Source organism: Nostoc linckia z4, assembly GCF_002608075.1.
Taxonomy (GTDB): Bacteria; Cyanobacteriota; Cyanobacteriia; order Cyanobacteriales; family Nostocaceae; genus Nostoc; species Nostoc linckia.
Window position 1 is genome coordinate 35,439 of the sequence record NZ_LAHA01000049.1, and the last position, 22,479, is coordinate 57,917.

The following is a 22,479-nucleotide window of genomic DNA, read 5'->3' on the forward strand; positions in this document are numbered from 1 at the left end:
TTTTTCCCGACTTGCTACTCCCTACTCCCTTGGTAAATCAAAAACACACTCAATAAACTCACAACTGCACTGATGATAAACGTGATGGTGTACCCGGTTTGTTGAGCAATAATTCCACTAAGAACTGTGGCAGTAATGCCACCTAAAAACATGACTGAAACTTGAATAGTATAATCAGTTGCCGCAGTTGAGCGATCGCTTTTATCCATCATGGCACTAAGCAAGGCTGTATAGGCCATACTTTGAGTACCGCTCACTAGAATGCACACCACATACAGCACGGGCAAACTGGCAACCCCCATTGCTGGTATGATGTACAACAGCGTAGCCAAAGCTGCTACAATTCCAAACAAAATTAAAGAATACCTCCGTCCCAGGCGTGTAATCATCAATCCAGCAACCAACGCTAGAACAATGCGGGCGCTGTAACTAACTATACCCAATAACCAACCAATATCTGATAAAGACAAACCTCTATCCACCAAAAGCGGACGAATCATGGTAGTCGTTATACTTTCCCCCGCCATATACAAGAGAACAACGAAAAGCCACGGTAGTATTTTTGGGCGGGAGAAAAAGCTAACAAATGTTTGGAAATAAGATTTATTCAATTTTGATTTGGCGATCGCTTGTTCTTGATGAAGCAAAGTTGGTATTAAATTGAGCAGCATCAAAACCGACATCGCAATTAAACTATACCGCCATCCCACTTTTTCCAAGAGAATTAGCGCCCCACCACCACCAATAATTGCTCCGAAAAAATTTCCCCCTGCTTGAATTGCATTACCTAATCCTCGTTCTTGAGGTTCCAGTAAATTTATTGCCAATGCATCGGTGGCAATATCTTGGCTAGCAGAAAACAAACAAGCCAAAAACATGCAAATGAGCAAAGCAACCAAGTTATTTTGAATATCAATAAAAGCGCTGAATAATATAATTGCTACTAATAACAATTGAAAACAAATAATCCAACCGCGATAATGTCCTAAATTACCTATGCGATAACGGTCAATTAATGGCGACCAAAGAAACTTTAACCCGGAAGGAAGAATTAAAAAACCCAAAAATCCAATAACATCAAGCGACATATTTTGTTGTCGCATAAAAACAGGTAATGCCTGAAGAAAAAATGTTGTCGGTATAAACTGAGAGGTATAAAGACTAGCTAGCAAAATCAGTTTATCAAGCATAGCTTACTAAAGAAAGGCAGGGAGCAGAAAGCAGAAGGTAGAAGGCTGGAAGTATGAATAAAAACTTCGGTCGTGGGTGTCAAGCGTCCACAGCCAAAGTCAAACATTTTTAAGCGTGGGTTTCTTTCTACCTTCATGAATTATAAGATTCAGTCAGAAAACTGATAACTGTTAAAGACTTGTACGAAATTGCACGCCATAAGTTACCGGATCGCCAAATCCTGCTGTCACATTTGGTGGTGGGAAAAAGAATCCAGAGGTAATATAGCGAGTATCAAACAAGTTATTTGCATATAAATAAATGCCGTAATTAGACCCTTCATAACCAATACGAGCATTTACCAATGCAAAGGGGTCTTGCCTAATTTCATTAGCATCATCAAAATAATTTGTACCGTAGCCGCGTAATTCTAAACGAGCAAAAATGCCACCAGAACTACGATATTGAACTGCTAAATTGTAGGTAAATTCTGGTGAGAGGGGAACGCGATTGTCACTAAAATTTACATCAGTAAATGGATTTCTATAATTTTGGAATCTACTGTCTACATAGCCAACCGAGCTAATTAAATCTAGTCCTTTCACAGGAGTGGCTTTCAGTTCAAATTCTACTCCGCTAATGTTGACATCAGCATTGGCGACGTTGCGGAAAAACCCGAAGTCATCAGTTAGTAAAACTTGATAACCATCGACATTGGTATGAAATACCGACAAATTTGCTGTCAATCGATTGTCTAGCCAGGAAGATTTTAAACCGACTTCGTAAGTCCAAGACTTTTCCTCTCCATATCGGCGTGTGTCTTCTGTGTCGGCGCGGTAGTTGAATCCGCTTGGTCGATAACCTTTAGAGATTGTGCCATAGGCCATTAAATTTGGGTTGAATTGATACTGCAATCCAAATCGAGGAATCCATTCATCGCTTTTGAGACCGGCTCCCCGCAGTTCGGGACTGCTAGGAAGCACTGCGCCATTGGGAATTTCAAAGACGCGCTGGCGGTCTAGGGAGATATTAGAAGCTTCATAGCGCAAACCGGCAAATAGGGTCAACGGTTCAATTAGTTTGTAATCTACCTGTCCAAAAATCGCGTAGGTATTACGAAATTGTTCTGCAATCACGCGATCGCGTCCTGGGGAAGATAAGCCAAAAGCTGCGGCTCCGGTTTCTGTGTATTCTAACGTATCATTGATGGCATTAAATTCACGAGATTCATAGTATCCACCTAAAAGCCAGCGTAAGCGGTTAGCACTTTCTGGGGACTGAAACCGGATTTCCTGCGACCAGACTGTGGAATTAATATCGATAATCTGCCGCAAAAAGTCCCGTCGAGGGACGTTATCTCCTAAAAAGTTATCTTGATTAGTAAAGCGCCGTGCTGTAATTGAAGTAAGTTGGAAACCTGCACCGTCATAGTTAACTTTTAGAGCTTGGGTATCGCTGCTAACTCGCGCATAACCATCTACTGTTTGTTCGCTTTTAAAGGGATCTTCACTGTTGCGGGGAACAAAGCTAGGATTACCGCTATCGGTGTAATTAGCATAGGTATTAAAGGATACTTTTAATTCTGGTGTTGGTGTCCACAGGACTTGGCCTCGTCCGACTAGTTGCGATCGCTCTCCAACTGTGCGATCGAGAAACACATTATCTACTAAACCATCTCGTCCACTGTAGACTCCAGCAAAGCGAAACCCAAGTTTATCAGGAATCACCGCATTGCTAAGTGATAGTTGCACTTCCCGGCTATTATAGTTGCCATAACCAGCAGCAAATAGCATTTCCGGGGAATTGGTTGGCTGACGAGAAATAACATTCACCACCCCACTGGGACTGCTTCTACCATAAAGGGTACTTTGTGGCCCTCGTAGTACTTCTACTCTTTGTAAATCAATCAAACCCAAGTCCAAAAAGCCGCCGTAATCAAAAGGAACGTCATCGATATAAAAGGCGACGCTATCTTGACTAGCGAGAAAGTTAAAGTTGCTTAAACCCCGCAGACTGTAGTAGTTAAATTCCGCAGCGCCAGAAGATGTGGGAAAAAAACTAAAGTTGGGTGTATTGTTGGCGATATCACTGAAAGAATTAATTTGAGCGTCTTCGAGTTCTTGCTGAGGAATTACTGTCAGACTCAGTGGTATACCCTGTGCGTCTTCTGAGCGTTTTTGCGCGGTTACCAGCAGTTCAATATCTGGTTCATTAGGTTTTTGGCTATCAACTGATGCTTGAGTTTCAGGTGTTGTTGCTGTCACCCCTAAAACTAAACCTTCATCGCTATCAAATAATTCGACTTTTGGGGTCTGAGTTGTACCTACTACAGTAATTTGGATGCTATTTGCATCTTGGTTGACCGCCAATACTTCCGTAATTCCCGCAACTGGCTTTTCTTGACGGAAGCTATTACCACTCGCTAAACGCAGTTGTGCATTGGGAATATTTACAACAAAGTTATTACCTTGAATTTGAGTTGTGATTTGCAACTTGTCAGATGCAGCTGTTTCTAAAATCACTTCCAACCCAGTAGCCGTTTGATTCAACTTTATCCCTGTTACTAGAACAGTAGACTGCTCTTGTTGAGCTAACCATTCCTTTACACTTGTATGAGGAAGTTGAATATCTGAAAGCTGGAGAATTTTACCATCTTCTTTTGTTGAAGCTAAAGCTTGTTGATTTATAAATATGACTAGTATGACAGCTAGTCCAAAATTTTCTCGTAAATACAGTTTCTTCATTCAATCCTCACACCAAAAAACGAACTCAAATTGTCAACGGTTCGACTTCGCTCACCGTTGACCCTGAGCGAAGCCAAAGGGTCAATATAATTTGACAAAATTTAAGCCATTAGTAGTAAATCTATTCCAGCGTTTATCTATTAGATTGTTTGGCTTTGTGGTTACAGTGTCAAACGACAAACTGTCAAACTTCCTAAATTGCGTTCTAACTTAAAAAATAGTTTTAGGGAACTCCAAAAAATAAATTATTCGGGTTCGGCTCATTGACTGTCAACAGTTAATAGTGTTCTCAAGTTGCCTTTTGATAATAATTTTTATTAATTTAGTTTTTGATTAGTTCTTCTTATATTTAAAACCGATTGATTGATGTACTTTAAAAACTCTGAATAAACAAGCCTTTAAGATTTATTTGACTTGTTGTCAAACATCGAAAAAATTTTTTAATCAAATAAAAAGATATAAAATTAATCATCAATCAACATACTTAAAAAAATAAGTGCCAATTAAAACTGCTAATTTAATTTTGATATCTATTAAGCCTTGAATACTGTTAATATGTTAATTAAATATCTTTATTGAAAAGTATATTTTTTAACTTTCAATTTATTCAAACGAAAAAAATAAATAGCAAAACCTTATATGTATTATTTTATACGCAATGTTATTGACAGACTTTAGATTAACAATGCTCTAAAATCTGTATTAACTTAGGCTTTCTGTTTTGCAGAACTTATACTAGTTTTGGATGAAAGGATTTTAGATTTTGGATTAAAAACCTTTTATAAGGGAACCTAGTTAAATTGTTGACTGTTCACAGTTAACAGTCTTCTATAGAATCTTTTTGTGCCAATTTCGTATTAGTTGAATATCTGAATAAAATCAAGCAAAATCTTAATGTTTGGTGGCTGCTAGTAATAAATTCAGATAGCTTGTTAGGACTGCACAAAAGAACCCGAACAATTTTTCTGAGAAATATCGATGATATATAACAGTGAAATCACAACGTTGGCAGATTTACCGCGCGTGCAAGCACGTCTGTTTTCAGACACTAAAGCATTGATATTTAAGGATAAATCACTTACTTATTCACAATTAGAACAAAGAAGTAATCAGGTTGCAAATTCATTATTAAGCCAAGGGATTAAACCAGGTGCGCGAATAGCGATTTTAGCGAAGGATTCACTGAAGACTTATGAAATTTTATTTGCTTGTTGTAAAATTAAAGCTGTTTTTGTACCAATTAATTGGCGTTTAGCTGCTGCTGAGATTAGCTATATTCTCAGGGATGCTAATGTGGAAATTCTGTTTGTTGGGGCGGAATTTTATCAGTTAGTAGCAGCGATTAGAAATGAGATTGATGGTGTGAAAACCATTATTACCTTAGAAGAAATTGACGGCGATTGTCTGAGTTATGATATTTGGTCTGAGGAACATAGTGATGAGCCACCAAATATCGCTGTTGCAGCCAATGATGTAGCCGTACAAATGTATACTAGCGGCACTACTGGAAGACCCAAAGGTGTGCAATTAGGACATTATAGTTTTTTTGCGATCGCCAAAGAATTTGCTCAACGAAAACAAACTTGGATCAATTGGAACGCAACTGATAAAAGTTTGCTGACTTTATCTTTATTCCATATCGGTAGTTTATGGTGGGCGATTCGTGGTTTAGCAGCTGGAGCCGAAAATATTGTCTTAGACAATTTTATCGGTGATGAGGTTCTCGAAGCAATTGAAAAGTACCGCATCACTAAGACATTTATGGTTCCAGCAATGATTCAAGTTTTGTTGAACGAACCATTATGCCAAAAAACAGATTTTTCATCACTAGAATACATTATTTATGGCGGTTCCCCCATAGCTGAATCATCATTGAAAAATGCGATCGCCACATTTAATTGTAATTTTGTGCAAATATATGGAATGACGGAAACTGGCAATTGTGCCGTCTCTTTACCTGCACAAGACCATACATCTGCAAATAAAAACATCCTCAAAGCTGCGGGTAAACCCTTTCCTGGGGTATCGATAGCCATCGTTAATAGTGAAGGTAAAGAACTATCTTGCTTTGAAGTGGGTGAAGTTTGTATCAAATCTCCTGCAAATATGATTGGCTATTGGAAATTACCAGAAGCTACAGCAAAAACTTTAGTGGATGGCTGGATTCATACTGGTGATGCTGGTTACTTTGATGAAGAAGGTTACATTTACATTTGCGATCGCTTTAAAGACATGATTCTTTATGGTGGCGAAAATGTCTATCCAGCAGAAATTGAAAATATTTTATACGAACATCCAGCCATCAGAGAGGTAGCAGTAATTGGCGTTCCAGATGAAGATTTTGGAGAAGCAATCAAAGCGATCGTGGTTTTAAAAACAGGCATGAAAGCAAGCGCATTAGATATTATCAATTTTGTTCGGGGTAAAATTGCTGATTTTAAGTTACCGAGAAGCGTTGAGTTTACTGAATCTTTGCCAAGAACGCCTAGTGGTAAATTACAAAAGGCTAAGATTCGAGAGAAATATTGGCAAGGCTATGAACGTCGTGTGAATTAAAGGGAGTATTGCAAATGTTTAGGTTTATTTTTAAACGCAAAGGAGCGCAAAGGTAAACGCAGAGGAGCGCAAAGCAGGGGAGTAGAGGAAGAAATGACCAATGACAAATGACTAATGACAAATGACTAATGACTAATTCTAAAATTCCGCTTTGGAAACCGCTAACTGTACGCAACTTTTTACTTTTGTACATTGGTGAAACTGTTTCGCTTTTAGGTGACCAGTTTTATATCGTTGCATTGCCTTGGTTAACAATACAGTTAACTAACTCTGGGATCGTGTTGGGTACTATGTTAATGAGTGCAGCAGTTCCCCGTGCTGTTTTGATGCTGGTTGGTGGTGTGGTGAGCGATCGCTTTTCACCGCGATTAGTAATGTTTGTTGCTAATGCTTTGCGTGGTTTACTAGTCGTTTTATTTGCAACAATCGTTGCGCTTAAAATGACTCAACTATGGCATATTTACTTTTTTGCTGCTAGCTTCGGCATATTTGATGGCTTTTTTATACCTGCATCTAAATCGATTATTCCTAGTCTGGTATCAAAGGAACAGTTAATAGCAAGTAATACTTTAAGCCAAGGAACTTCCCAACTGATTTTGCTAATTGGGCCAGCTTTGGGTGGTTTGCTGATTGCAACTGCTGGTATTGAAGTAGCATTTGTAATTGATGGGATAACTTTTGCTATCACAACTATCACGCTTTTGCTGATGAAGGAAACAACAGCAAAAGCAACAGCATTGCATGGGGAATTAAATCAAAATTCTGCTTCAACTAAAAAAACTATGAGTTTGATTGCTGGTATGCGTGAGGGATTTTACTACGCATGGCGCAATCAGCCTTTGAGAATCTTTTTGCTGGTAATGGTAATTCTCAATTTTCTATTTATTGGGCCATTACAAGTTGGGATGACTTCACTAGCTCATAGTCGCTTTCCAGGTGGTGCAGTAGCTTTAGGAATTATGCAATCAGCTTGGGGTGGTGGTGGGTTAATAGGAACACTCACACCTCAATTTGTGCCAAATCTTCCTAACATCGGAGTTTTACTGTTAACTATTGCCAGTGTTCAAGGCTTTGGTTTATTTTTACTTGGCTTTATTGGCAATATAACACTAGCTAGTATGACAATTGCAGTGCTGGGATTTTGCAGTTGTATTTTTACTGTGGTGGGAATTACTTGGATTCAGAAACAAACTAAACCCGAAATGTTAGGAAGAGTGATGAGCTTGGGAATGTTTTCTGCTTTTGGTATTGCTCCTATTTCCTTTGCTTTGGCTGGTATTTTAGTGAATTTAAATCTGACAATTATGTTTACTGTTGCGGGTAGCATTATGTTGATTACAAGTCTTTCTTTGGCGGCGAATTCATCAGTTCGTAAGATTAGTTAATACCAATTCTGTATGAAGATGCATTTTATTTTTTTAACGAACCGCCAAGTACGCCAAGTACGCCAAGGTAAGAGTTTGAGAGAGTTTAGCGCAGCTTTATCAAGAAACGGTATTAGGGGGATCTTCAATAATAAATATTCAAGCCGACCTACTTATAGCAAGCGAGAAAACTATGAAAGTTCAATATCAAGACAATCAGCGAATGGGAGTTGTTGTTTATGAATTTAATCATAAAACTGCTTCAGAGCAAGATATTGAGGATTTGAAGCAACTGATATATGAATACAAAATTGTTGTACTCAAAGAGCAAGATTTATCACCTGATGAGTATTGTGATTTTGGATATCGTCTTGGGGAGGTAGAGAAATACTATCAACCAATGTATCACCATCCCGAAAGGGAAGAGATTTTTGTTTCCTCTAATGTTGCTGAAAATGGTCAGCAAGTTGGAGTTCCGAAGACTGGTAAATTTTGGCACGCTGATTATGCATTTATGCCGAGGCCATTTGCGTTTTCAATGGTATATCCTCAGATTCTTCCTAGTAAGGAGCGTGGCACTTACTTTATTAATATGTCCAAAGTATATCAAAGTTTACCAGATGACCTGAAAGCGATCGCCAATCAATCGAGTTCTTATCACAGTGTCAGACGTTTTTTTAAAATTCGTCCCGAAGATGTTTATCGTCCAATTTCAGAAATCTTGGACGAAATTGAACGAGTTACTCCTCCCGTAAAACATCCAACAACCTTTATTCATCCCATTACAGGAGAACCCATCCTCTACATTAGCGAAGGGTTCACTTATCGCATAGATGATTTAGAGGGAAAACCCCAAGATATAAATATTCTCCAAAAATTGTTGACTCATTCCGGCCAATTAGACAAAACTTTTCAATATCCATTAATCGAACATCATGAATTTGAATTAGGAGATGTGCGGATTTGGGATAATCGCTCTTTAGTTCATTGCGCTCACTATGCTGCAAATTCTGAACCAGCCGTCACATTTCGATTAACCCTACACGATAGCTATCCATTTTATCAAATATAGAACAATTGCATTCTCACTGCTCAATTTAGCCCTCATTTTCTCATTCTTCTTTGCGCCTACCCTTCGGGAACGTTTTCAACGAATGCGCCTTTGCGTCAGCTTTTAAAACGAATACTCAACAACGCCAAAATATTTGCAAAAAGTCTAATCTAGAGGTTTATAACCTGCTCATAATTATTGGTCATTTAATCAGGATAAAATATCATGTTAAAATTTCAAGATTCAAGTCAACAAAGCGTCAAACAAAATAGCATCCACATCAATAATGATGATATCTTACTAACACAAGTCCTCAAACCTTATAAAGCTAATTGTCACTATCTCAAATCTGCTGAAGTAATTAAAGAGGGAGATCCTCAGCATGGGGGACGTGTAATCGGACGATGTGAGTTCTCGATTCCAGAATCATGTTATATCGATGACACTGGTCATTTTAATTCAGTGGAATTCAATATTTGCTATAACCAAATGATGTATTATGTCATAGCTAAATCTGTGAAAGAAAGACTGATGGCATCATTTCAGTCTTGGACTATGACAGATTATTGGAATAAACAGTTACCAGATATTTATATTGTAAATTTTGAAAGTTCTTTTCGCCGTGCTATGCAGTCTTCTCAGTTTTGGGGTGAAATTGAGTTTACTAATATTCGGCTCAGGTCGGGGATGATGTATATAGTTACTAACTGTCGTTATTGGGATGATAAAGGTGGTAATTGCAGTGGTAGTGTGAAGTTGGTGATTGTGAATTCTCCGGGATAGATTTTTTCACGCAGAGGCGCAAAGAAGAGAACGCAATATTTTGCTGGGATAGTATGTCTAAAATTGCATTTTTTACAGCTTATATTCAAGAAGAAATAGCTCAGGTAATTGGGATAGAGACATCTGATTTGGATGTGAAAATGTCTTTAAATTATTTGGGATTGGATTCATTAATTGCTGTCAAACTGAGAAATAAGTTTAGAAAAGAGTTGTCAGTAGATGTTCCAGCAGTCAAGTTTTTAGAGGATACTAATGTTGCAAGTTTGGCAATATTAGTCAATGAATTGAGTGCAAATGCTGAATCAAAAATAGATGACGATGAGTGGTTGGAAGGAGAATTATGAATTTAGTTGAGTTTCTCACACAACTCTCGCAACAGAATATAGAATTGTGGGTTGAAGATGATAAACTGCGTTATCGCGGTCGCAAAGAAGGATTAACTTCTACAGTTTTAAATCAAATTAAGCAGCATAAAACAGAAATTATCGATTTGCTGCGCCAAGGTTTTCATATTTCTAAATCTTATCCTCTGACTTATGGTCAGCAAGGTTTATGGTTTTTGTATAAACTTGCACCCACAAGTGCAGCTTATAATGTGGCTTTTACGGCTCGTATTTGCTCTCATTTAAATATTCCGGCTTTACAACAAGCGTTTCAACAGTTAGTAAATCGTCATCCGACTCTCCGCACAACATTTGCACAAAAGGATGGCGAACCTTTTCAAGAGGTTCATGAATACCAAGAAGTTGATTTTGAAAATATTGACGCTTCAGCTAAAAATGAAGATGAGTTGATAAGCCAAGTCATAGCAGCATATCAGCGTCCCTTTGATTTGGAAAAAGGTAATTTATTGCGGGTAAATTTATTTACTTGTTCTGAAGAGAATTATCTAATATTACTAACCATACATCACATTGTGATTGATGGTTTTTCCTTGGGAATTATTCTTGATGAGTTGCGTTTGCTCTACGAAGCAGAAAATACAGGTCGAGTTATATCGTTACCTGCTATTAAGTACCAATATCAAGACTTTGTACAGTGGCAAAGAAATATTTTAGCAAGTTCTGTGGGGGATGAATTATGGAATTACTGGCGCGAACAATTAGCGGGTGAGTTACCCATTTTAAAATTACCAACAGACCGACCGCGACCACCAATTCAAAGCTATCGGGGAGCTTCTCATACTTTTGAAATAAATCAAGAGTTGACTTCTCAACTACGAGAAATGGCGAAAGCTCAAGGCGCAACTCTTTATATGACTTTGTTAACCGCCTTTCAAGTGTTGCTTTACCGCTTGTCTGGTCAGGAAGATATCATCGTGGGTGCGCCTATTGAGGGGAGAAGTCAGCCGCAATTTGCGGAAACTGTGGGTTTTTTCGTTAATATGCTGGCTTTGCGGGTGAATTTGGCTGGTAATCCCACATTTTCTCAGCTTTTAACTCAAGTCCGCCAGACTGTATTAGATGCGATCGCTCATCAAGATTATCCCTCTACTTTACTAATTGAGCGATGCCTTCGGCGTTCGCGTAGCGTCTCGAAGAGAGCGCAGCTATCGCAACTCAACCGCGATCCGAGTCTTCCTGGTTTGTTTCGCGTTTCTTTTAATTTGTTAAAGCTCAGTGAAATTGCGAAAGATTACGAACTATCTATATCTGATAAAACTAAAGCCAGAGAAAATTGGGGCGGGTTAACTTTAGAACCTTTTGTGATTCCCCAGCAAGAAGGACAGAATGATTTAGTCTTCGATATGATGGAGACGATTGAATCATTAATTGGTATTTTAAGATACAACACCGATTTATTTGATGCCACGACAATTAGCAGGATAGCGAATCATTTTCAAACTTTACTCGCAGGGATTATTGCTAATCCCCAACAACAAATTGCTTTTTTACCTCTGCTAACGGAAGCTGAAGCAAATCATTTGTTGTGTAAGTGGAACAACAACCAAGTCGAGTATCCCCAAGATATAGTTATTCATCAGTTGTTTGAGAACTGTGTGAAGCAGCAACCAAACGCGGTTGCGGTGGTATTTCCAAATGTAGAGACGTTTCATGAAACGTCTCTACAATTAACGTATCAACAATTAAACAGCAAAGCGAACCAACTAGCACACTACCTGCGTTCATTGGGTATAGGTGAAAATCAACTGGTGGGAATTTGTGTTGAACGTTCCCTAGAAATGATTGTTGCATTATTGGGAGTTCTGAAAGCAGGTGGAGCTTATTTACCTTTAGATCCTGCGTATCCCGAAGAACGCTTGAATTTTATGCTGCGTGATTCCCAAGTATCGATATTGCTGACGCAACAAAAATTAGTAGCAAGTTTACCAATAGAGGATTTAACTGTAGTTTGTTTAGATAAAGATTGGCAAGATATTTCCCAGGAAAGTGAAGAAAATTTAGTAGTTAATACTACATTTAAAGATTTAGCCTACGTGATTTACACATCAGGTTCTACAGGTAAATCTAAAGGAGTGGCGATCGCTCATCGTAGTTTGGTAAATGCGTTTTATGCTTGGGAAAAAGCTTATCAAATCCCATCTCTGACTAGTCATTTGCAAATGGCGAGTTTTGCTTTTGATGTGTTTTCAGGAGATGTAATTCGCACTCTTTGTAGTGGTGCTAAGTTGGTTTTATGTCCGCGTGAGTGGCTCTTAGAACCTGACAAATTGTATAAATTAATGTTGGTGGAGAAGATTGATAGCGCGGAGTTTGTTCCTGCTGTGTTGAGAAACTTGGTTGAGTATTTGCAAAGAACTCAGCAAAATCTCCACTTTATGAAATTGTTGGTAGTCGGTTCCGATAGTTTGTATGTGCAAGAATATCAAGAATTTCAGCGTTTTTGTGGCGAACAGACACGTTTAATTAATTCCTATGGGGTAACGGAAGCTTGTATTGATAGCACATATTTTGAGTTGGGGATGGGTAAATTAGGAAGTGGGTTGGTTCCTATTGGTCGTCCATTTGCGAACACGCAAGTTTATATTTTAGATAGATATTTACAATTAGTTCCCATTGGGGTTGCGGGTGAATTATATATTGGTGGTGCTGGTTTGGCTCAAGGTTATTTCAATCGTCCTGATTTAACCAAAGAAAAATTTATCTCCTATTCTCCCCACAACTTTATTTTGTACAAAACGGGAGATTTAGCGCGTTATCTTCCTGACGGTAATATTGAATTACTCGGTCGCATGGACGATCAAGTGAAGATTCGGGGTTTTAGAATTGAACTAGGGGAAATTGAAGCGGTTTTGAGTAGCCATCCCCAAGTTCAAGCAGCAGTAGTGATAATTCGAGAACTGCAAACCGAGAATAAATCTATAGTTGGATATGTTGTTTCTCACCAACAGTCATTAACAACTAAGGAATTGCGTAACTTTCTCAAACAGAAGTTACCCGATTATATGATTCCCAGTGCGATCGCCATTCTGGAAACTTTACCTTTAACACCCAACGGTAAAATAGATCGGCGTGCTTTACCAATTCCAGATATGGAACAGCATCGAGAAATAGATTTTGTTCCACCGCGCACCGCAACGGAAGAAGCGATCGCTAATATTATCGCCTCTGTTTTGAAACTCAAACAAGTAGGCATTCACGATAACTTTTTTGAATTGGGGGGACATTCTCTACTAGCGACTCAAGTAATTGCGCGATTACAACAAACCTTAAATATTGAGTTACCGTTACGCTCTTTGTTAGCATCTCCTACGGTGGCTGGATTGAGTGAAGCAGTGACATCTTCAACAAAGACAGAATCTTCAGTTAATTTACCAACAATTGTCCCCAATCCACAACAGTTATATCAACCTTTTCCCCTCACCGACATTCAACAAGCTTATTGGTTAGGACGTAATGAAGCTTTTGAATTAGGAAATATTGCTGCTCATGGTTATTTAGAATTAGATTGCCATCATTTAGATTTAACAAGATTAAATCAAGCTTGGCAAAAACTTATTTTGCGTCACGATATGCTGCGTGCTGTTATTTTACCAGATGGTCAACAGCAAATTCTCTCAACAGTTCCGGCTTATGAAATCGAAGTTTTGGATTTGCAAGATTTAGAGGTGATGCGCGAGCAAATGTCCCATGAAGTTTTACCTGCGGAACAATGGCCTTTATTTAGAATTCGAGCTACACCTATAGATGAACAGCGTACCAGACTCCACCTCAGTTTTGATGCTTTGATTGCTGATGCTTGGAGTGTGTTTTTGCTGATGCGGGAGTGGTTACATCTATATAATAATTCTGAATTTGTATTACCATCCTTACAACTTTCCTTCCGCGATTATGTGCTTGGAGAATCAACTTTAAAAAATACACCCCAATATCAACGTTCTCAAGAATATTGGTTTAATCGATTAGATAGCTTACCACCAGCACCCGAATTACCTTTAGCAAAAAATCCCAATGGAGTTGCTAATCCTCGGTTTCAACGTCGCAGTTCTCAACTCTCGCCAGAACAATGGCGCAAATTACAACATCGCGCACAGCAATTTAACTTAACTACTTCGGGAGTTTTGTTAGCTGCTTTTGCAGAAATCCTCAGTCAATGGAGCAGAAATCCCAAATTTACGATTAATCTCACATTATTTAAGCGTTTACCTTTACATCCCCAAGTAAATGAGATTGTGGGGGACTTTACTTCTTTGACACTTTTAGAAGTCGATTTTTCAATTCCTCAAAGCTTTAGCAACCACGCTCAACAATTACAGCAACAACTGTGGCAAGATTTAGATAACGGTTATATGAGTGGTTTGCAAGTACAGCGAGAACTTAGCCGTCAACGCCAAAGTTACCAATTTATGCCGGTGGTATTTACTAGTACTCTAGGTTTAGAATCACTCGGTCAGGATACATCAATATTAAGTCAGTTAGGGGAGATTGTTTATAGTATCAGTCAAACCCCGCAAGTTTGGTTAGATAATCAAATCAGAGAGCAAAATGGAACTTTAATATTTAATTGGGATGCGGTGGAAGAACTTTTTCCCGCAGGTTTACTGGATGAGATGTTTGCTGCTTACTGCGATTTGCTTCAACGATTAATTACCTCAGATACAATTTGGAGTGCAAGTCAGGGAGAATTAGTACAACGCACAATTGCAAATTATCCCACCGCAGATATTTATGAGGAAACTTTGCACAGTTTGTTTATCAAGCAAGTGCAAATTCAAGCTGATTCCCCAGCAGTCATTACCCCAGAGCGTACCTTAACTTATCAGGAATTATACCAACGCGCTCTGCAATTAGCATCTCAACTGCGAGAATTGGGAGCAAGCACCGACAATGCAATCGCTATTATCATGGAAAAAGGTTGGGAGCAAGTTGTCGCTGTACTAGGAATTTTAATCGCCGGTGCGGCTTATCTTCCCATAGATCCCGAATTACCAGCAGAACGACAATGGTATTTACTCACCCAAGGACAAGTTAAATTAATTGTCACTCAACCTCATCTTCAGCTATCTTTGCCATCAGGTGTTCAACAAGTATGTGTGGAAAGTCAACTCACACAAGATGAGAAAGATATCAAACTAGTCCAAAATCCCGATGATTTAGCTTACATTATCTACACTTCCGGTTCTACGGGTTTACCCAAAGGCGTAGCGATCAATCATCGGGGTGCGGTAAATACCATTTTGGATATTAATCGACGTTTTGGGGTTAAATCGAGCGATCGCATCTTAGCTTTATCAGCATTAAACTTCGACCTTTCAGTTTACGACATCTTCGGTATGTTAGCGGCGGGAGGAACGATAGTTATTCCCTCAGCAGATCAAACCAAAGATCCCGCACACTGGTTAGAGTTAATAGTATCTCAACAAATTACCTTGTGGAACTCAGTTCCAGCTTTGATGCAAATGTTGGTAGAATATCTCGCCAATCAACCGCAACCATCATCTCTACGTTTAGCTTTGTTGAGTGGAGATTGGCTACCTCTCAATTTACCAAATCAAATCCAAAAATTGTGGACAAATATCCAAGTCGTGAGTTTAGGAGGAGCAACAGAAGCCTCAATTTGGTCAATTTACTATCCAATTAACCAAGTAGATCCTAACTGGAAAAGTATTCCTTACGGCAAACCACTCGCTAATCAACAAGTATATGTATTAAATCATAATTTGCAGCAAACTCCTGTTTGGGTAACGGGACAACTATATATTGGCGGTATCGGTTTAGCAAAAGGTTACTGGAAAGACGCAGAAAAAACAAATGCTAGTTTCATTATTCATCCAGTTACCAAAGAAAAATTATATAAAACAGGCGACTTGGGACGTTATTTACCCGATGGGAATATAGAATTTTTAGGAAGAGAAGATTTTCAAGTCAAAATCAACGGTTATAGAATTGAACTTGGTGAAATCGAAGCCATATTAAAACAACATCCCACCGTCAAAGAAGCAGTAGTCACCACAGTCGAACAAACACAACAATTAGTTGCTTATATTATTAGCGATATACCAACTCCCAATTTAGCAGAAGCTTACCAACCATCTCAACAAGCAGGAGTATTAAGCGATGCTGGAGAACGCATCGAATTTAAACTCCAGCAACCAGGAATCCGCAAATCAGAATCATCGCCAATTACTATTCACTTACCCAAATCTGAACTTGAGCAAACAGCTTATCTCCAACGCCAAAGTTACAGACAATTTGTACCGCAACAGATATCCTTAGAACAATTTAGCAAATTTCTCAACTGTCTCCAGCAAATGCAATTTGGTGATTATCCCCTCCCCAAATATCGCTATCCTTCTGCTGGGAGTCTTTATCCCGTACAAACTTACTTATTCATCAAACCCAACAGTATCGAAACCCTTCCAGGAGGAATATATTATTATCATCCCAGCGACCACAATTTAATCTTACTCCACAACACCAACGAAATAGATAGCAGCATTTACCGTGAGAATCAAGTACTTTTTGAACAATCCGCTTTTGCGATATATTTGATTGGGAAACTAAGTGCGATCGCACCGATGTATGGAGAACTCGCTAGAGACTTCTGTCTTTTAGAAGCAGGACACATCGGACAATTACTCATGAACAGCGCACCAACTCAAGAAATTGGTCTTTGTCCCCTTGGCTATTTAGAATTTACCCAAATTCAAGACTTATTTCAACTAGAAACTAATCAAATTCTCCTTTATAACTTTGTTGGTGGAAAAATAGATCCAAAAGATTCTCAGCAATGGTCAATACTTAAAAATACCAAATCAAATACTACCCAATTTCGAGAATATTTACAGCAGAAACTTCCACAATACATGATACCTGCTGAATATATTTTCATTGACACCTTACCCCTAACCCCCAACGGAAAAATAGATAGAAAAGCCTTACCAACTCCCAATCTCGCAACAGCCAAATCAGCAACCTTAGTCCCTCCGCAAACCCAAACCGAAAAAACAATCGCCGAATTCATCCAACAACTGCTGCAAATCGAAACAGTAGGAATACACCAAAACTTTTTTGAATTAGGAATAGACTCACTCAAACTCGTGCAGTTGAAAAATCACTTACAAACTCAACTCCAAGTCAACATTCCCATGCGCCAATTATTAGTGGAAACAACAAATATTCAACAACTAGCATTAGCCATTGATGAGCAATTAATTATCGCTAAAATTACACACAACCCCCTATCCACAGAACAAGACGACGATAAAGAAATCATCCAAATTTAAATGTAGTATTTATAGCAATTCCCACTTACAACAGTTTTCATATATTTATACTACAGTCTTATTTCTTCCTTTGCGTGAGATAAAAACAGTGTGGTTCATTTACCTGAAAATTCCTGTAAATAAAGTACAAATTTTTGAAACGCAAAGTAAAGCGCAGAGTTACGCAGAGATTTCTTAGGAGACTAGGAAATGCTATAAACGAACCACAAAGTACGCAAAGTACGCAAAGTTAAGATAATTAAAAAGGGTTTTTGCATCATCAAGTGAATATTATTATCCGTGCTATCGCTGTTCGTTAATTAAAAATGAAGAAAAACATTATGAACAAAAACCAACTTTTAATCGAACTCGAAAAACGAGGAATCAAACTCTGGCTAGAAAACAACCTATTAAACATCGAAGCACCAAAAGGAACATTAACACCAGAACTACGCGATTCCCTCAAAGAACATAAACCAGAACTTATCAAACTCCTAAATCTCAACAACATCAAAACAACCTCCCTACCAATCATCAAACCCAATCCTCAGCAACTTCACCAACCATTTCCCCTCACCGACATCCAACAGGCGCACTGGTTGGGACGCAATCAAGTATTTGAATTAAGCCATGTCAGCAACCATGTTTACATAGAATTTGAAACTAATAATTTAGACATATCACGCCTTACAGCAGCTTGGCAAAAACTCATTCAGCGTCATGATATGCTAAGGGCGATAGTATTACCCACAGGAGAACAACAAATCTTAGAAAAAGTTCCCGATTATCAAATTACCATCTTAGACTTGCGAGAATTACAACCCCCACAAATCGAAACTGAATTAATAGCAATCCGCGAAAAACTATCTCAACAAAATTTACCATCACACCAATGGCCTTGGTTTGATATTCGAGCCACTTATTTAAATCAACAACAAATTAGGCTGCATCTGAGCATGGATTTATTACTCATAGATGCTGCAAGTATTCGGATTTTATTTCACGAATGGCATCAAATTTATCAAAATCCCGAATTATCATTACCACCATTAGAATTATCATTTCGAGATTACGTCATTGCTAAAAATTCTCTCGAAGACTCAGAATTAATCAAGCGATCGCAAACTTATTGGTTCAATCGTTTAGATACTCTCCCACCAGCACCGGAACTACCCCTAGCTTGTTTTCCTAGTGAATTAAAAGAGTATACATTCAAACGCTATGCTGGAAAACTAGAACCCCATATATGGCAAAAATTAAAACATCGGGGTCAAAAAGCGGGTTTAACTCCTTCTATCATTTTACTAACTGCTTTTGCAGAAGTTTTAACTTTGTGGAGTAAAAATCCTTCATTTACTCTCAATTTAACTGTCCTGGAACGTCTACCCCTCCATGCCCAAATCAATCAAATCATTGGCGATTTTACCAATACAAATCTTTTAGCAATAGATAATTCATCACCAAATACATTTACAAATCTAGCTCTAAAAATCCAGCAACAATTACTCCAAGATTTAGATTATATTTATATTAGTGGAGTAGAAGTACTGCGGAAATTGCTCAGTCAAAAGCAAACAGAATTGACCGCAGCTATGCCTATAGTATTTAGTAGTGTTTTAGGTTTGGGTAATTTTGCTCAGGGAGATTTAGAATATAACTTTTTGGGAGAAGTGGTGTATGGTATTAGCCAAACGCCGCAAGTTTCCTTAGAACATCAAGTTGCAGAACATAATGGAAGCTTAATTTTTAATTGGGATGCAGTAGAAGCACTTTTCCCTATGGGGATGTTGGATGAAATGTTTACAGTTTACTGCAATTTGCTGGAGCGTTTAGCCCAAGAAGATGAATTGTGGACACAACCCATAGAATTATTACCACCAATCCCAATTCATCCTCATCCACCAATCCCACAAACAGCTTTACTCCACACTTTATTTTTTGAACAAGTATCTCAACGTCCACAACAACAAGCTGTAATTAGTAGCGATCGCATTCTCACCTATCAAGAGTTAAGCGATCGCGTCACTGAATTAGCACAACAATTAGGCGATCGTTCTCAGGTGGCGATCGCCATAATTATGGAAAAAGGTTGGAAACAGGTTGTTGCTGCTTTGGCTATCCTTGCTGCTGGTGGTATCTATGTCCCCATCGATCCCGGATTACCACAGGAACGTATATGGTATTGTTTACAACAAGCACAAGTCAAACTGGTACTGACTGAAACTAGCCTTGTTCATAGTCTGGAATATCCACAGAACATCCCGACTTTGTGTATAGATTCATTACCAACTCCAGCATCACACCAGCCATACCAGCAAAGCCCAAAACCCACAGACTTAGCCTATATCATCTACACCTCTGGTTCTACAGGAACACCCAAAGGCGTGATGATTACCCATGAAAGTGCAGTCAACACGATTTTAGATATTAACGAACGCTTTCGGATCGATTCAGGCGATCGCATCTTAGCTATTTCTGCTTTCAGCTTTGACCTCTCAGTTTACGACATCTTCGGCACTTTAGCAGCAGGAGGAACAATAGTCATTCCTGATGCTGCAAATAGTAAAGATCCATCTCATTGGAGTGAATTAATTACCAAACACCAAATCACAATTTGGAACTCAGTTCCGGCTTTCATGCAGATGTTAATTGAGTATAATTTAAATCATCCTCAAGTTATATTTAATACTCTCAGGTTAGTTTTATTGAGTGGTGATTGGATACCCTTAAATTTACCTGCTCAAATCCAAGCATTATCTCCACAAGCCGAAATCATTAGTTTAGGAGGAGCAACAGAAGCCTCTATCTGGTCAATTTATTATCCAATTACCCAAGTTCACCCCAACTGGAAAAGTATTCCCTACGGAAAACCACTTAAAAATCAATATATTTATGTTTTAAATACATCTATAAAAAAATGTCCTGTTTGGGTGACAGGAGAATTATATATTGGCGGTATCGGATTAGCAAAAGGTTATTGGCAAGACGAAGAAAAAACAAATGCTAGTTTTATTATTCATCCAGTTACCAAAGAAAAATTATATAAAACAGGCGACTTGGGACGCTATTTACCCGATGGAAATATTGAATTTTTAGGTAGAGAAGATTTTCAAGTTAAAATCAACGGTTATCGCATTGAACTTGGTGAAATTGAAGCAACATTAAAACAGCATCCCACCGTTAAAGAAGTTGTAGTTACAACATTACAGAAAACACAACAAATAATCGCTTACATTGTTCCCAAACCAGAGTCAAACATCACCACGCAAGAAATACGTTCTTTTCTCCAAACCAAATTACCAGCTTACATGATTCCCTCTACTTTCATGTTGTTACCATCCTTCCCACTCACAGCAAACGGTAAAATAAATCGTCAAGTGCTACCTATTCCTGAAGGTACGCAACCAGAATTAACAAAAACTTTTACCCCGCCTCGTAACCAAGTAGAAGAACTATTAATTACAACTTGGACGGAATTATTTAAACTTCCGCAAATCAGCATTTATGATAACTTTTTTGCATTAGGCGGACACTCATTTTTAGCACTACAATTAATCTCCAAAATCAACCAAAAATTTCACACAAATATACCTCTCAGTACACTGTTTCACTATCCAACGGTAGCCGAATTAGGAAATTTTCTCATCCAAAATCATCACGCATCCCCAACACCTATATCTTTAGTCTCCATTCAACCACAGGGAACTCAACCACCATTATTTTGTATTCATCCCACAGGGGGACAAGTCATGGTGTATCAGCATCTTGCCAACTGTTTAGGAACGAATCAGCCTGTATACGCTCTCCAGTCCCGCGCTCTTAACAACTCACTGGATGAGCATAATAGCATTGAAAATATGGCTGTCGAATACGCCAAAATCATTCGCCAACATCAACCTGATGGTGCTTATCATCTTATGGGTTGGTCTATGGGTGGAGTCATTGCCGTTAGTATTACTAAAGAATTAGAACAACAAGGATGTCAAGTTGATTTTCTGGGACTTGTAGATGCGTTTTTATTTCCAGATAATACACCAACTTTAACACCCGATCCTTTATATGAATTAACATTAGTATTTGGTGGGACTTTTGTTGATGCTTTGATGAGCCTAGATGATTTTCAACAGCAAGAACTACGAGAACAACTCGTGAATTTAACTGCTATTGAACGTCTGCAATTAATCATGAATTGGGGAAAATCACAAAATTTACTTTCAACAGAACTATCAGAAGTATCAATGGAAATATTTCAAAAACAACTAGAACTAACGGAAATCCACCAAAAACTGTTAAAAAACCATCAACCACCTCAAATTAAAGCTCAAATCTGCATCTGGTGGGCTGCACAACAACTCACACCTCAATTACCCCGCACCGACTGGAGTCAATATACTACAAACACAACTCACACACAAATCTTACACGGCAACCACTTTACCATCATGCATCCCCCCTACGTGACAACACTAAGCCAGGATTTACAATCTAAAACGTAATTTTTACTGTAAACAGATAGGGAGGTAGGGGAGACAAGGGAGATGGGGCCAGGGCGAACGCATCTCAATGTAGTACATGCTTACTAAAAAAGCTTGGTCGCGTGTGTCATTAAGAGAAGATGATTGTAGAATTAAAAAAGACAATGCACCACAGAATTTTGCAGTTATAAGGCACATTGCGGTCAACCTTTTAGGTCAAGAGAAGCGTGTAAAACGAGGAATCAAAAATAAACTCAATTGGGAGAACAAACCTTGACTGCCAAATTACCCCACAGGTATACATCCGATCGTCTCTCTCCTGATGGAATGATTAAACTGGCATTCAATCCTACAGATGCACATTTTGTGTAGTAGATAAAAACTTATGTAATAGTAGCAGGATATTGGTAGGGTATCTATTGTTGTTGCGATCGCCATTCTGTTGAGAGATAAAGTTTTTATCTCTAGTAGTCTCCCAACCCAAAAATGTTAGGTGGAGGTTGGGTAAAGCTTAAAGGGAAAAGGGGAAAGGATAAAGGACTTCCAAGTAAAAAAATATTCCACAGAAGATTGTTGACGGTTGACAGTCAACAGTCAACGACGAGAACCGGAATAATTTATTTTTTGAAGTTCCCTAAAAAACCTTTCCCCTTCCCCCTTTCCCCTTCCC

General features: G+C 38.5%; 9 protein-coding genes and 1 pseudogene. 8 read left to right on the forward strand and 2 right to left on the reverse strand.

The annotated features are described in order from the left end of the window. Window positions 1-14: 14 nt before the first annotated feature. Window positions 15-1,190: a schizokinen exporter SchE gene (schE, locus tag VF06_RS28640; RefSeq protein WP_099071354.1), complete on the reverse strand. Its 1,176-nt coding sequence runs from the start codon at window positions 1,188-1,190 to the stop codon at window positions 15-17. 171 nt (window positions 1,191-1,361) lie between these two features. Further along, entirely contained in the window at window positions 1,362-3,914 is a 2,553-nt protein-coding gene (locus VF06_RS28645) for a TonB-dependent receptor domain-containing protein (RefSeq protein ID WP_099071355.1), read from the reverse strand. A gap of 978 nt (window positions 3,915-4,892) precedes the next feature. Here VF06_RS28645 and VF06_RS28650 point away from each other — a divergent pair. From VF06_RS28650 to VF06_RS28685, 8 genes and pseudogenes are all read left to right on the forward strand, one after another. Further along, window positions 4,893-6,470, forward strand: coding sequence for a fatty acid--CoA ligase (locus VF06_RS28650; protein ID WP_099071356.1), 1,578 nt, complete (start codon window positions 4,893-4,895; stop codon window positions 6,468-6,470). Between the two features lie 128 nt (window positions 6,471-6,598). Then, entirely contained in the window at window positions 6,599-7,855 is a 1,257-nt protein-coding gene (locus VF06_RS28655; RefSeq protein WP_099071357.1) for an MFS transporter, read from the forward strand. Window positions 7,856-8,027: 172 nt separating this feature from the next. After that, the gene (gene scoE, locus VF06_RS28660) at window positions 8,028-8,906 is read left to right on the forward strand and encodes a (3R)-3-[(carboxymethyl)amino]fatty acid oxygenase/decarboxylase (protein ID WP_180267553.1); all 879 of its coding nucleotides are present in this window, start codon (window positions 8,028-8,030) and stop codon (window positions 8,904-8,906) included. A 204-nt stretch (window positions 8,907-9,110) separates the two neighbouring features. Then, window positions 9,111-9,668, forward strand: coding sequence for an FcoT family thioesterase (locus VF06_RS28665; RefSeq protein WP_099071358.1), 558 nt, complete (start codon window positions 9,111-9,113; stop codon window positions 9,666-9,668). Between the two features lie 53 nt (window positions 9,669-9,721). Further along, window positions 9,722-10,012, forward strand: a complete 291-nt coding sequence (locus VF06_RS28670) for an acyl carrier protein (RefSeq protein ID WP_099071359.1) — start codon at window positions 9,722-9,724, stop codon at window positions 10,010-10,012. Further along, window positions 10,009-17,355, forward strand: a complete 7,347-nt coding sequence (locus tag VF06_RS28675; RefSeq protein ID WP_099071360.1) for a non-ribosomal peptide synthetase — start codon at window positions 10,009-10,011, stop codon at window positions 17,353-17,355. Before VF06_RS28670 ends, VF06_RS28675 begins: the two co-directional genes overlap by 4 nt. Window positions 17,356-17,675: 320 nt before the next feature. Continuing rightward, on the forward strand, window positions 17,676-21,830 hold the full coding sequence (locus VF06_RS28680) for a non-ribosomal peptide synthetase (RefSeq protein ID WP_099071361.1): 4,155 nt from the start codon (window positions 17,676-17,678) through the stop codon (window positions 21,828-21,830). A 103-nt stretch (window positions 21,831-21,933) separates the two neighbouring features. Further along, window positions 21,934-22,086, forward strand: a pseudogene (locus tag VF06_RS28685) (ISAs1 family transposase); the annotation flags it as partial. Window positions 22,087-22,479 lie beyond the last annotated feature (393 nt).